The sequence below is a fragment of the Caballeronia sp. LZ029 genome (assembly GCF_031451275.1).
GTDB lineage: Bacteria > Pseudomonadota > Gammaproteobacteria > Burkholderiales > Burkholderiaceae > Caballeronia > Caballeronia jiangsuensis.
On the sequence record NZ_JARUXO010000003.1, the window covers coordinates 248620 to 261320 of the forward strand.

13 protein-coding genes are annotated in these 12701 nt (G+C 66.1%); 6 read left to right on the forward strand and 7 right to left on the reverse strand.

Translation table 11 applies throughout. The features are described 5' to 3' along the window. Positions 1-29: 29 nt before the first annotated feature. From QCE73_RS20500 to QCE73_RS20525, 6 genes are all read right to left on the reverse strand, one after another. Positions 30-752: a class I SAM-dependent methyltransferase gene (locus QCE73_RS20500; protein WP_309883320.1), complete on the reverse strand. Its 723-nt coding sequence runs from the start codon at positions 750-752 to the stop codon at positions 30-32. A gap of 81 nt (positions 753-833) precedes the next feature. Continuing rightward, the gene (locus tag QCE73_RS20505) at positions 834-1643 is read right to left on the reverse strand and encodes a lysophospholipid acyltransferase family protein (protein WP_309883321.1); all 810 of its coding nucleotides are present in this window, start codon (positions 1641-1643) and stop codon (positions 834-836) included. Beyond that, a complete protein-coding gene (locus QCE73_RS20510; RefSeq protein WP_309883322.1) occupies positions 1636-2451 on the reverse strand; it encodes a MipA/OmpV family protein in 816 nt (271 codons plus the stop codon). Before QCE73_RS20510 ends, QCE73_RS20505 begins: the two co-directional genes overlap by 8 nt. A gap of 41 nt (positions 2452-2492) precedes the next feature. Beyond that, positions 2493-3821: an NAD(P)/FAD-dependent oxidoreductase gene (locus QCE73_RS20515; protein WP_309883323.1), complete on the reverse strand. Its 1329-nt coding sequence runs from the start codon at positions 3819-3821 to the stop codon at positions 2493-2495. Between the two features lie 20 nt (positions 3822-3841). Next, positions 3842-4558 (reverse strand): 3-oxoacyl-ACP reductase FabG, encoded by a 717-nt coding sequence (gene fabG, locus QCE73_RS20520; RefSeq protein ID WP_309883324.1) that lies wholly within the window; start codon positions 4556-4558, stop codon positions 3842-3844. Between the two features lie 150 nt (positions 4559-4708). Then, positions 4709-4969, reverse strand: a complete 261-nt coding sequence (locus QCE73_RS20525) for a phosphopantetheine-binding protein (protein ID WP_014252231.1) — start codon at positions 4967-4969, stop codon at positions 4709-4711. Positions 4970-5412: 443 nt separating this feature from the next. Here QCE73_RS20525 and QCE73_RS20530 point away from each other — a divergent pair, with 443 nt between their 5' ends. The 6 genes from QCE73_RS20530 (at position 5413) to QCE73_RS20555 (ending at position 12503) form a co-directional block, all read left to right on the forward strand. Then, positions 5413-6066 carry a hypothetical protein gene (locus tag QCE73_RS20530; protein WP_309883325.1) on the forward strand — a complete coding sequence of 218 codons (654 nt, stop codon included), beginning with the start codon at positions 5413-5415 and terminating at the stop codon, positions 6064-6066. Positions 6067-6086: 20 nt separating this feature from the next. Beyond that, the gene (locus QCE73_RS20535) at positions 6087-7757 is read left to right on the forward strand and encodes an AMP-binding protein (protein ID WP_309883326.1); all 1671 of its coding nucleotides are present in this window, start codon (positions 6087-6089) and stop codon (positions 7755-7757) included. Positions 7758-7825: 68 nt separating this feature from the next. Continuing rightward, entirely contained in the window at positions 7826-8734 is a 909-nt protein-coding gene (locus tag QCE73_RS20540; RefSeq protein ID WP_309884175.1) for an acyl-CoA synthetase, read from the forward strand. 4 nt (positions 8735-8738) lie between these two features. After that, the gene (locus tag QCE73_RS20545) at positions 8739-9323 is read left to right on the forward strand and encodes an outer membrane lipoprotein carrier protein LolA (protein ID WP_309883327.1); all 585 of its coding nucleotides are present in this window, start codon (positions 8739-8741) and stop codon (positions 9321-9323) included. A 7-nt stretch (positions 9324-9330) separates the two neighbouring features. Next, on the forward strand, positions 9331-11694 hold the full coding sequence (locus tag QCE73_RS20550; protein ID WP_309883328.1) for an MMPL family transporter: 2364 nt from the start codon (positions 9331-9333) through the stop codon (positions 11692-11694). Beyond that, complete coding sequence (locus QCE73_RS20555; RefSeq protein ID WP_309883329.1) at positions 11691-12503, forward strand: polysaccharide deacetylase family protein; 813 nt, start codon at positions 11691-11693, stop codon at positions 12501-12503. The genes QCE73_RS20550 and QCE73_RS20555 overlap by 4 nt, the downstream gene beginning before the upstream one ends. On the opposite strand, the gene QCE73_RS20560 is transcribed toward QCE73_RS20555, so the two are convergent. Further along, positions 12480-12701: hypothetical protein (locus QCE73_RS20560; RefSeq protein ID WP_309883330.1), on the reverse strand; the 222-nt coding region annotated here is incomplete at its 5' end. The two genes, QCE73_RS20555 and QCE73_RS20560, sit on opposite strands and share 24 nt — an antisense overlap.

Genomic DNA, 12701 nt, shown 5'->3' on the forward strand with positions numbered 1-12701 from the left:
ACAAACGGGCCTTTCGGGCCGCGCCCGCCTCAGTCTACAGGTCGCGCAATAATCAGACGATTGGCGGTGTGTGCGCCGTTGCCCATCGGACGGATCGTCACGTCAAAGCGCAGATCGCCGAGCAGCGCGAGCCATTGCGCTTCGCTGCGCACCGTGAGTCCATTCGTGCGCCCCGAGCGGGCGATCTGCATGCCGAAATCGACGGCGCGATCGACGTTCGCGCGCCAGCCCGCGGCGGCATCGCTGACGCGCAGCAGGAGCAAGCCATCCGCGGCGAGACTTGCGCGCACGCGGCGCAGCACGGCTTCCTGCGCGTTTGCATCGACGTAATGCAGCACATCGCACGCGACGACGACATCCGCCTGCGGAAACGGCGCGACGCGAATGTCGTCGCAGATGAAGCGAATGCGCGCCGCGTGCGCCTTCAACGCGATGCGCGCCCAATCGATGTCGCGTGGCGTCAGATCGATGCCGTGGATCGAATGCGGCACGGGCGGGGCGGGCCAGAGTGCGGGCCATGCTTGAGCCGCGTCATCGCGATGCCATGCGTGCGCGCCGACCAGGCACGCAGCGAGCAAACCCTGGCCGCTGCCGAGATCGAGGATGCGCGCGCCATCGGGAATCAGGCCGTGCGCGAGGATGTGGGCGAAGAACGGATCGTGACGCAGTTTCGCCGACGCGAAGTGCCATGCGAAGCGGCCTGCGGCGCGGTAGGGGAGGCTGGCGGTTTCGATGAGTTTGGGTGGGAGCATGGGGGTGGGCGAGCGGATGCTTGTGAATTTTAGGCTTTTGCCGGGATCCACCGAAAGCCTAATCAACCGCCCCAACCCCACTCAATCCCGCCCCCGAAGCGTATCGAGCTCCCCCGCATAAAACCGCTGCAACTCACCGATGAAAGCCTGCAGCGCAGCATGATCCCGCCCCGGCGGCGCAAACCGGCGCCCGAGCGTCACACGATAAGTAATAGGCAGCGCGGGCTTTCTAAAAATCTGCCACCCCTTACCAAGAAAGCCCGAATCCGTCTCGATGATAAGCGTCTGCACCGGCACTTGCGCGCGCCCCGCGATCAGCGCGATGCCACCCTTCAGCGGATTCACCGACGCATGTTCCGTGCGCGTGCCTTCGGGAAACAGCAAAAGCGGCGAGCCGCGCTCCAGTTCGGCGACGGCAGCGCGAATCAACCCGACCGGCGTATCGTTGACGATGTACCCCGCGAGCAGCGCCCCCGGCCCGAGAAACACGTTCCCGGCGACATCGCCCTTCATCACGCAACACGTATCGGGAACGCGCGACGCGATCAGCAGCGCATCGAGCAGGCAAGGATGATTCGGCGCGAGGATCATTGCGGACTGGCCCGCGAGTGAATCGAGTTCGGAAAGATCGAAGCGACACGCGCCGAGCGTGCGCAGGAGCACGAAATAACCCTGCCACACGCGCTGCACGACGCCGCGCCCCACGCGCCGCCCGGCATCGGCGGAAAGCACGCGCCGCAGGATCCACGCGAACGGAAACCACGCGAGACACACGAGCGCCAGCACGACGAGCGCGAAATAGAACGCCACGCATTGCCACGCGGATTCGAGCGCGCGGACCAGCGAAACCCGCTCGCCCGCGCCGCCGATTTTCCGATGGGCGTCACTCATCGCTCGCCACCATTTTCGACGACTGCCCGAACACCCACGCCACCGCCACGCCGCCCGAGAGCACGCTCTTTTGCCGCACGAGCGGGCTGTCGGCGAAGCTCGCGCCGGCGAGGTTCGCATAGCGCATGAACGCGCCGACCCAGTAACGGCTGAAGCGCCGCGACATCGACACCAGCGCCTGGGTGCCCGCGTAGCCGCCGTTCGCCTGGAACGCGGGACGGCCGGGCGTCGCGTATTGCGGCGCGACCGTGTAGTAGTGGTCGCTGTATTTGCCGTCGGCGAACATCGGTCCGGCGAGCATGCCGACGCGCAGTCCCGACACGCCCGCGACATCGACCAGATCGAGATTCAGGTTCGGCTCGAACTGCCAGCCGACCGTCTTCGGCGACGATTCCAGCGTGATGCCCATGCGCACCGGCAGGCGCAGATCGAGCAGCATGTCGCGCGACGGCGAGCGCCACAGGTGCACTTCCATCGACGGGCCGATTTCGATCGTTGGCTTGAGATCGGGCATGCCGGCGCGCGCGTTGTCGTCGCGGCTGGACACGGGCAGCGAACCGAGCAGGCTGATATTGAAGTTGACGCGGTCGGTGTCCAGCAACTGGCCGCGCACGCCATCGCGATCGGCGCGAAAGAACTTGCCGCGATAGATCACGTACGGAAACGGAAAGACCCACGCGCGCGTCTGGTCCGAGCCCGGATAGTGCGGGAAGCCCGCCACGCCCATGCCGACGCCGACCTCCCACAACGGCTTGCTCGGCGGCGGCGCTTCATCGGCGCACGCAACCGTGCTCGCGGCAAGCAACATAAGGGGCGCAAGGCGCGACAAGCGAAATCCCGGCATCGTGATCAATTGGCCGATAGCTCCGCGCGTTTCGCGTCGCTCAGATGGCGGCGTCGCTGGCGATATGCGCGCAGCGAATTGCGCCAGTCGAGCGCGGCCGAAATGTAATAGATGCCCTTGAACGCGCGCAGCGAATGCCAGATCGGCGTCGTGCCGAAGATATCGCCCGCGAGCAGCGACAAGAGCGCTTCCTTCATGCGCAGCGGGTTTCTCGGGCCCATGAAGAGATCGCGCATCGTCGGCGAGGTCATGCGGTAGATGAACCACGAAAATTCGCGCGGACCGTGACGCACATCGCGGTCGAACTTCGCGAGCGCGGCGGGCGCATCGGCGGGATTCGAAAGCGCCGCGTCGATCGCCTCCGCGCCCGCGAACGCGCTCTGCATCGCGAGCATCACGCCCGACGAGAACACCGGGTCGATGAACGCGAACGCATCGCCGAGCAAGAGGAAGTTGCGTCCGTGTGTCATGTCGCCGGTGTACGCATAGTTGCCCGTCGCGTGGACTTCGCTGATCAGTTCGGCATCTTTCAGGCGCTCGGCGAGCGGCGCACACAGCGCGATGGTCTCGCGGAAGAACGTTTCGAGCGACGTGCCCTTCGGACGCCGCTTCAGATACGCGGGCCACACGACCGCGCCGATGCTCGTCGCGCCGTCCGCGAGCGGGATGAACCAGAACCAGCCGTGCTCGAACCAGAACACGGTGATGTTGCCTTCGTTCTGGCCGTCGTTGCGGCGGGCATTCCTGAAATGGCCGTACAGCGCCGACGAATTGTGGCGCTCGTTGCGGCGCTTGGTCTTGAAGTGATTCGCGAGCAGCGTGTCGCGCCCCGACGCATCGACGACGAAACGCGCGCGCACTTCCTCGATGCGGCCATCGTCGTGCTCGGCGGCGATCGTCGCGCTGGCGCCATCGGCCGCGAACACGACATCGCGCGCGCGGCAGCCTTCGCTCACGTGCGCGCCGTGTTTCGCCGCGTTGCGCAGCAGGATTTCGTCGAGCTCGGAGCGGCGCACCTGATACGCGCTCGGCATCGATTTGTCCCAGGCATCGGCGAAAAGAAAGCGCTGCATGCGATCGCCATGCTGCGGCGACACGAACTCGGCCGCGAGCTTGACCATGCCGATCGCGCGCACTTCATCGGCGACGCCGAGCCGTTCGAAGAGCCGCAGATTCGCCGGCAAAAGCGATTCGCCGATATGAAAGCGCGGATGCCGCGCCTTCTCCAACACCCGCACGCGATAGCCGCGGTCCGCGAGCAGCGTCGCCGCGGTCGATCCGGCTGGTCCGCCGCCGATCACCGCCACGTCCCAGGTTTGCGTCGCTTCGCTCATCCCACTCCTTTCGATCCGATTCAAGCGATTCCGCCGTTGATCGACAGAACCTGCCCCGTGACATAAGCCGCCGCGTCCGACACCAGATACGCGACCATGCCCGCGATTTCCTCCGCCGTGCCCGCGCGTTGCGCCGGCACCAGTTGCTTGATGCGCTCGGGCGGAAAAGCCTGGCCGAGCATCGGCGACTCGACGACGCCCGGCGCCACCGCGTTCACCGTAATCCCGCGCGACGCGAGTTCCTGCGCGAGCGCGCGCGTCGCGCCGATCAGGCCTGCCTTGGCGGCCGCGTAATTCACCTGCCCGCGATTGCCCATCAGCCCCGACAGCGACGACATGTTGACGATACGGCCCCAGCGCGTGCGGATCATCGGCATCAGAAGCGGCTGCGTGACGTTGAAAAAGCCGTCGAGCGTCACGTCGAGCACGCGTTTCCACTGCTGGCGCGTCATGCCGGCCATCGGCGCGTCGTCGTGGATGCCCGCGTTGTTCACCAGAATCTGCACCGGGCCGTCGGCCAGGATGCGCGCGATCGCGGCGTCGGTGGCGTCGGGATCGGTCACGTCGAAGGCGATTGCATGCGCCGTGCCGCCCGCCGCGCGAATTGCTTGCACGCAGCTTTCAGCGCGTTCGATGCCGCCGTTCGCGTGAATCCAGACTTCGTGTCCGGCCGCGCCCAGCGAGCGGCCGATGGCTTGTCCGATCGCGCCGCTGCCGCCTGTCACGAGCGCGCGCATGGCCTGGTTTCCGTCATCGATTGCATTGCGCCTGTCCGTATTCCGTGTTGCGCGGCCGCATCGGCGAGCGCACGAGCGTGCGCGTCGTTCAGTCTCGATGCGGCGGATTTCACTTGCATGACAGCGGCTGTCGAGGCTTGGCGCCGCGCGTTATCGGGTGCGATGCGCCGCGACGTGCGCCGCGAGCGCGCCGAGATTCGCGAAGATCTTCTGATTATCCGGATTGTCCGAGCGCAGCTCGAAGCCGTATTTCTTCGAGATCAGGAGCGCTATCTCCAGGATGTCGATGGAATCGAGCCCGAAACCTTCTTCATACAATCGCGTATCGGCCGAGACGGCCTTGGGATCGACGTCCTCGAGATTCAATTCGGCGACGATCAGCTCGGCGAGCTCTCTTTCCAGTTCATTCATCGTATGTGCAGACCAGCCAGAAACGCGCGCAAGGCGGCTCGTAAGACGTGCGCCCCGCGTACTCCGCACGCCACCGGCTGCCTGTTATCGAGATAATTGCAGTGGCGAAATTCTAGACGATGCCCTCTGGGACGCCTAGTAGGAAAGGTAACCGGCCGGAAGATGTGCCGGACCGCGATATTTCTGAGAAAAATCAGCGGTTTCGCCACGGGGCGGGACCCCTGCGCCGGTAGGGTAAAATCCGCCGGTCTGACGAATGTAAGATCATCGAACAATCGGTTACAGACCGGGCGCGCAAGGGCGCGGGAAAATGATCGTCAGGCGGGCGACTGCCGAGTTTTTGTTCAATAACGGAGCGTTCTGAAGAGAACGCCGCAGCCGCATTCCATGTTGCGTACCTTTTTCCTTCTTTCAGGCGCACCGCGCGCACGCGGAGCACGCCGATGAACGCAGCCCGCTTTCTTCGCGCGGCGGGCGTCGTCGGCGCGATCGCCGCTTACCAGCTTGCCGCGCATCATGCCGCGTCCACGCCGGACGCGCACGGTCTCGGGCTCGCGCTCGTTCTCGCGCCGATCCTGCTCTTCGCGCTGAATGCCGTCGTGCGTTCGCCCGCGCGTGGCTGGCTGCTGCCGCTCTGGGTGCTCGCGTGCGTCGCGTTGTGGCTCGGGCGCGCGCCGCTCACCGCGCATTTCGGCTGGGGCCTGTGGCTCGAACACGCGAGCTTCAATCTCGCACTCGCATGGATGTTCGGCCGCACGCTCGTTCAAGGCCGCGAACCGCTTTGCACGCAGTTCGCGACGATGGTCCACGGCCAGATCGAAGCGCGTGTCGTGCGCTACACGCGGCATGTCACGCTGGCGTGGACGCTCTTTTTTGTCGCGACCGCGTTCGTGTCGACGGTGCTGTTCGCGTGCGCATCGATCGTCGCGTGGTCCACGTTCGCCAACTATCTCGCGCTGCCGCTCGTCGGGCTGATGTTCGTCGTCGAATATGCGTGCCGCCGCATCGCGCTGCCGGACATGGAGCCGTCGAGCATCATGGACGCCGTGCGCGCCTACACGCAGTCGATGCAGATGCGTCGCGGCGGGGCGCAGTAATGTCGTCGAATTCATCGCACATGCAGACCTTTCCGCTGGTTTTCCATTCGTCGCCGGATCAGACGATCGCCTGGCGCGACGGCGCGCCCGTCACGGTGCGCGCGTTTCTCGCCGACGTGCAGGCGCTCGCCGATGCGCTGCCCGAAGGCGGACATGTATTCAACGTCTGCACGGACCGCTATCGCTTCACGGTGAGCCTGTGCGCGACGCTCGTCGCGGGCAAGACGAGCCTGTTGCCCTCGACGCATACGCCCGAAATGGTGCGCGCCCTCGCCTCGTTCGCGCCGGACGCGTTTTGCCTGCACGACAACGACGATTGCGCGATCGACCTGCCGCGCTTCCGGTATCCGCAAGCCGCCGCCTCTCGCGTGACGAGCGAGGCGCATGTCCCGCACATCGACGGCGCGCGCGTGGTCGCTTACGTGTTCACGTCGGGTTCGACGGGCGTGCCGGTGCCGCATCGCAAGACGTGGGGCTTTCTCGTGAAGAACGTGCGCGCGGCGGCAGCGCGTCTCGGCCTGCTCGGCGAGGCAAGCGCGACGCTCATCGGCACCGTGCCGCCGCAGCACATGTACGGCTTCGAATCGACGGTGCTGCTCGCGCTGCTCGGCGGCCTCGCGTTCAGCAACCGCCAGCCGTTCTATCCCGTCGATATCCGCGCGGAACTCGCCGCCGTGCCCGAGCCGCGCGTGCTCGTCAGCTCGCCGATTCATCTGCGTGCGCTGTTCGCGAACGAGGAAGCGTTGCCGCGCGCGTCGCTGGTGCTGTCGGCGACCGCGCCGCTCGCGGAAAAGCTCGCGCTCGATGCCGAAGCGCGTCTAAACGCGCCGCTGATGGAAATCTACGGCAGCACCGAAACCGGCCAGATCGCGACGCGCCGCACCGCGCGCACCGCCGCGTGGGAACTGTTTCCGGACATCGCCCTGACGCCGCGCGCCGACGATGCCGGCGAACAAACGATGTGGGCATCCGGCGGCCACGTAGAAGTGCCGGTGCCGATGGGCGACGCGCTCGAACTCATCGACGACACGCATTTTCTGCTGCACGGGCGCAAGGCCGATCTCATCAATATCGCGGGCAAGCGCACGTCGCTCGCGTATCTGAATCATCAGTTGAACGCGGTACCCGGTGTGATCGACGGCGTGTTCTACATGCCCGACGAAAGCCCCGCCGACAGTGAAACCGTGCGCCGTCTGATGGCGCTCGTCGTGGCGCCGGAGCTCGCGGCGGCGGACTTGCAGCGCGCGTTGCGCGAGCGCATCGACGCCGCATTCATGCCGCGTCCGCTGCTGTTCGTCGATTCGCTGCCGCGCAACGCGACCGGCAAGCTGCCGCGCGAAGTGCTGACTCAGTTGATCGAACAGGAACGCAGCCGCCGCGCCGCGCTGAGCTTCACCGTGCCGCCGGAACATCCCGCGCTCGCCGGACATTTCCCCGGACGCCCGATCGTGCCGGGCGTCGTGCTGCTCGATCACGCGCTCGACGCGATCGGTTCCGCGCTCGGAAAGAACGTCGGCGCATGCAGGATCGAATCCGCTAAATTCCTGAGCCCGGCCGCTCCCGGCGAAGCGCTCGACATCACGTACGAAACCTCCGCGAGCGGCGCGATCCGCTTCACGATTCGCGCGGGCGTTCGCGCGGTGGCGAGCGGCGCGGTCGGCATGATCGACAACGGCACGCAAGCATCGTGAACGAGCCGCGCAACCGCGACGACTGGGCCGAGCGCCAGGAACGCAGCAACCTCGCGTTGCTGCGCTTCATGACGTGGATATCGCTGCGTTTCGGGCGGGGCATCGGGCGCGTGTTGCTGCGGATCATCACCGCGTATTTCGTGGTGTTCGCGCCGCGTGCGCGACGTGCATCGCGCGCTTATCTGAATCGCGCGCTCGGCCGCCATGCGGGCTGGCGCGATGGCTATCGCCATGTGTTCTCGTTCGCGTCGACGATTCACGACCGCATATACCTGCTCAACGAACGCTTCGATCTGTTCGATATCCGCACGCATGGCGTCGAGGATGTCGAGGCCGCGCTCGCCGGCGGACACGGCGCGTTCCTGATGGGCGCGCATCTCGGCAGCTTCGAGGTGGTGCGCGCGATCGGGCGGACGCAGCCGCATATCCGCATCGCGATCACCATGTACGAAGAAAACGCGCGCAAGATCAACGCGATTCTCGCCGCCGTGAATCCGGCCGCGCATCACGACGTGATCGGGCTAGGCAAGGTCGATGCGATGCTGAAGGTGCGCGAACGGCTCGATGCGGGCACGCTCGTCGGCATTCTCGCGGATCGCACGCTGCGTCAGGCGGGCGACGCGTTGAAGCAACGCGAATTCCTCGGCGCGCCGGCCGCGTTTCCGCTCGGACCGCTGCATATGGCGGCGGTGTTGCGGCGTCCGGTCGTCTTCATGACGGGGCTGTATCTCGGCGGCAACCGCTACGATATCCACTTCGAAACCCTCGCCGATTTTTCGATTATCGGGCGCGGCGAGCGCGCCGCCGCAGTCGATGCCGCGCTCACGCGCTACGTCGCGCTGCTCGAAAAATACTGCCGCGCGGCGCCGTACAACTGGTTCAACTATTTCGACTTCTGGCAGGCGAACGCCGCGCAGCAACCGGCGCAAGCGCGCGCGGCCGGCGCACGTCTGCGCGAAGTCACGAGGGATTCCTGAGCTTATGCGAGTTTTTTCCGCGATGCTGACCGCCGCCGTGCTGTGCGTCATGTCGGCGCCGACTTTTGCCGCCGATGCGTCCTGGACGCTCGATCGCCTGATGAACACGCTCGGCGCAAAAAAATCCGGGCGCGCGCAGTTCACCGAGACGCGCTATCTGAAGATCGCGCAGGAGCCGCTCGAATCGTCGGGCGAACTCGTGTTCGTCGCGCCCGATCATCTGGAAAAGCATACGGTCAGCCCGAAGCCTGAGAATCTCGTCGTCGATGGCGACATGCTCACCGTCGATCGCAACGGCCGCAAGGTGACGATTCCGCTGCGCAACTATCCGGAACTGGGCGCGTTCATCGAGAGCATCCGCGCGACGCTCGCGGGCAACCGTTTCGCGCTGGAGAACGCGTACAAGGTGTCGGTTGATGGAAAGGGCAACGACTGGACGATGACGCTCGTGCCGATCGATTCGCGCATGAAGCAGAAAGTCAGCTCGATCACGCTCGCGGGCAGCGGCGCGGCGCTCGCGCGCGTCGAGATCAAGCAGGCCGACGGCGATCGCTCGCTCATGCGCCTGCAAGACGCGTCGGCGCACTGAACACCGTATGCGCGCTGTCCTTCGTCAGCCTGCGGTCATTGTCTGGCTGTGCTTTCTCGCGGTGTGCGCCGCGATCATCGCGCGTACGAACTTTTCCGCCGATCTCTCCGCTTTCCTGCCGCGCTCGCCCAGCGAACAACAACGCGTGCTCGTCGAGCAATTGCGCGATGGCCTCGTTTCGCGGCTGATACTCGTCGGCATCGAAGGCGGCGATGTCAACGGCCGCGCCGATGTCTCCCGCAAGGTCGCGGCGAAACTGCGCGCGGACAAGCGCTTCTCCGCGATCAGCAACGGCGAGCCGGTCGGCGCGGCGCGCGACGAGCGTTTCGTTTTCGAGCATCGCTATCAATTGAGTCCAGCCGTGACGCCCGAGCGCTTCAGCGTCGCCGGCCTGAAAGACGCGCTCGCCGACAGCCTCGATCTGCTGAGCTCGTCCGCTGGGATGATGACGAAGGACTTGCTGCCGCACGATCCGACCGGCGAAGTCACGGCGCTCATCAGTCAACTCGACAGCGGCGCGCAGCCTTCGATGCAGGATGGCGTATGGGCATCGCGCGACGGCCAGCGCGCCGTGCTGCTCGCGCAGACCGCGAGCGCCGGTTCCGACACCGATGCGCAAGCCAGCGCGATGGCCGCGATCCGCGATGCGTTCGGGCAAGCCGCGCCGGGCGCATCGGCGTATCGGCTGCTGATGACGGGACCGGGCGTATTCGCCGTGGAAACACGCGACACGATCATGCACGACGTGCGCTGGCTGTCGGCGGCGAGCATCGTGCTGATCGTCGTGCTGCTGCTGGCGGTGTATCGCTCGGTGCCTACGTTGCTGCTCGGTCTGATGCCGGTGCTGTCCGGCGTCGCGGCGGGCGTCGCCGCCGTGAGCCTCGCGTTCGGCACCGTGCATGGACTCACGCTCGGTTTCGGCACGACGCTGATCGGCGAGGCCGTCGATTATTCGATCTATCTCTTCGTGCAGTCGGCGGGCGTACAGCGACGCGAATCGCTGAAGGACTGGGTCGCGAGTTTCTGGCCGACGATCCGCCTCGGCGTGCTGACGTCGATCTGCGGCTTCGCCTCGATGCTCTTCTCCGGCTTTCCGGGCCTCGTGCAACTCGGGCTGTATTCGATCGTCGGTTTGTCGACGGCGGGCATCGTCACGCGTTTCGTGTTGCCGCACGCGTTGCCGCAAGGCTTTGCGATCCGCGACGTCTCGCGCCTCGGCAATCGGCTCGCGCGTGTCGCCCGCCATGCGTCGCGTTTGCGCGTGGCGCTCGTTGTGTTGTTGTTGGCGGCAGTCGCCACCTTGTTCATGCACAGACACGGGCTCTGGAGTCAGGAGTTGGCCGCGCTGAGTCCGGTTCCAAAGGCGAGCCAGGATCTCGATGAACGTCTGCGCGCCGACGTCGGTGCGCCGGATGTGCGCTATCTCGTCGTGGTGTCGGCGGCGAACGAGCAGGCGGCGCTCGAACGGGCGGAAGCGGTGGCGCGTCGGTTGCAGCCGCTCGTCGATGCGCACGTGATCGCCGGTTATGAAAGTCCGGCGCGCTATCTGCCGAGCGACGCCGCGCAACGTGCGCGTCTCGCGAGCCTGCCTTCGGCCGGGGAACTGCGCACGCGTCTCGCCGTCGCGCTGCGCGATCAGACGATCCACGTGAAGCCCGAAGTCTTCGAGCCGTTCATCGCCGATGCCGACGCGGCCCGCACGCAGCCGTTGCTGCGTCGCGCCGATCTGCAGGGCACGTCGATGGCGCTTGCCGTCGATTCGCTCCTCACGCAACGCGACGGCCACTGGACGGCGATGCTGCCGTTGCGCGCGGCCGAAGGCTCGGATGTGGAGGCGCAGAAGATTCGCGCGGCGGTGACGGCGTCGCAGGTGCCGGACGCGCTGTTCGTCGATATGAAAGCCGAAGCCGACCGTCTCTATCAGAACTACGTGCACGAGGACATTCGCCTGTCGCTCGGCGGATTCGCCGCGATCGTCGTGCTGCTCGTGCTTGCGCTGCGCTCACCGGTGCGCGCGGCGCGCACGCTCGCGCCGCTCGTCGCGGCGGTGATCGTCGTGATCGCGGGGCTCGCGCTCGCGGGCAAGTCGCTGACGATTCTGCATCTGATCGGCATGTTGCTGATCGTCGCGGTCGGCTCGAACTACGCGCTCTTTTTCAACTATCGCGCGCACGCCGAAGACAACGCGATATCCCCGCAAACGCTCGTGTCGCTCGTGATCGCGAATCTCGCGACCGTGCTCGGTTTCGGGCTGCTCGCGCTTTCCAGCGTGCCGATGCTCAAGACCTTCGGGCTGACGATCGGCCCCGGCGCGATTCTCGCGCTGCTGTTCTCGGCGATCCTCGCGCCGCGTTCCGGATTTTCGCGATGAACGCGCCCGGCCAGCCGCGTCGATGGACCCCGACGCCTTTGATCGGCGGCGCGGCGGTCGTGCACGCGGGCGCGCTCGCGGCGCTCGCCGTATCGCCCGCGACGTGGCCGTGGGCGGCGGGCGGCGTGATCGCGTCGCACTGCGCGCTGGCGGCGGCGGGACTCTGGCCGCGCAGCGCGCTGCTCGGCCACAACTGGACGACGCTGCCGGAAGCGGCGGGCGCGTCCATCGCGATCACGATCGACGACGGCCCCGATCCCGACGTCACCCCGCGCGTGCTCGATCTGCTCGACGCGCATCGCGCACGGGCGACGTTTTTCTGCATCGGGGAGCGCGCGCGGGAACATCCGCGCATCGTCGAGGCGATCGTCGCGCGGGGGCATGCGGTGGAGAATCACAGCCAGCGGCATCGGCACAACTTTTCGCTGATGGGGCCGGGTGCGATGCGGCGTGAAATCGACGCGGCGCAAACGACGCTCGGTGACATCGCGGGCGTGCGGCCGCTGTTCTTTCGCGCGCCGGCGGGATTGCGCAATCCGTTTCTCGAACCGGTGCTGTGCGGTCTGGGGCTTCATCTCGCGAGTTGGACGCGGCGCGGCTTCGACACGCGCACGGGCGATGCGGCGCTCGTTGCGCGGCGTTTGCTCGATGGGTTCGCTGCGGGCGATATCTTGCTTGTTCATGATGGGCACGCTGCGAGGGATGTGTGTGGCGTGCCTGTCGTGTTGGGTGCGCTCGATACGGTACTGCGGGCGGCGGCGGATCGGGGGTTTGGGACCGTGACTTTACGTGATGCGATCTTGCGGTAGGGGTTGGTCGTTTGCCGGATCCCGTGATCGTGTTGGTTTATTAGCGTTGCCCCTGTGCGGGGCGGCACCTACTTTCTTTGCTGCTGCAAAGAAAGTAGGTGTTAGCGCCGATGTAAAACTGACCCTGTCGCCGACATAAAATTGACCCACCTGGGAGACGATGGCGGCTTTTGCCGCCGATGCTGACTCAGGAGCAAG

Bases quoted from the DNA above. Each gene is read 5' to 3' on its own strand.
- QCE73_RS20500 (WP_309883320.1), bottom strand. From the start codon at position 752: ATGCTCCCACCCAAACTCATCGAAACCGCCAGCCTCCCCTACCGCGCC.
- QCE73_RS20505 (WP_309883321.1), bottom strand. From the start codon at position 1,643: ATGAGTGACGCCCATCGGAAAATCGGCGGCGCGGGCGAGCGGGTTTCG.
- QCE73_RS20510 (WP_309883322.1), bottom strand. From the start codon at position 2,451: ATGTTGCTTGCCGCGAGCACGGTTGCGTGCGCCGATGAAGCGCCGCCG.
- QCE73_RS20515 (WP_309883323.1), bottom strand. From the start codon at position 3,821: ATGAGCGAAGCGACGCAAACCTGGGACGTGGCGGTGATCGGCGGCGGA.
- fabG (WP_309883324.1), bottom strand. From the start codon at position 4,558: ATGCGCGCGCTCGTGACAGGCGGCAGCGGCGCGATCGGACAAGCCATC.
- QCE73_RS20525 (WP_014252231.1), bottom strand. From the start codon at position 4,969: ATGAATGAACTGGAAAGAGAGCTCGCCGAGCTGATCGTCGCCGAATTG.
- QCE73_RS20530 (WP_309883325.1), top strand. From the start codon at position 5,413: ATGAACGCAGCCCGCTTTCTTCGCGCGGCGGGCGTCGTCGGCGCGATC.
- QCE73_RS20535 (WP_309883326.1), top strand. From the start codon at position 6,087: ATGCAGACCTTTCCGCTGGTTTTCCATTCGTCGCCGGATCAGACGATC.
- QCE73_RS20540 (WP_309884175.1), top strand. From the start codon at position 7,826: ATGACGTGGATATCGCTGCGTTTCGGGCGGGGCATCGGGCGCGTGTTG.
- QCE73_RS20545 (WP_309883327.1), top strand. From the start codon at position 8,739: ATGCGAGTTTTTTCCGCGATGCTGACCGCCGCCGTGCTGTGCGTCATG.
- QCE73_RS20550 (WP_309883328.1), top strand. From the start codon at position 9,331: ATGCGCGCTGTCCTTCGTCAGCCTGCGGTCATTGTCTGGCTGTGCTTT.
- QCE73_RS20555 (WP_309883329.1), top strand. From the start codon at position 11,691: ATGAACGCGCCCGGCCAGCCGCGTCGATGGACCCCGACGCCTTTGATC.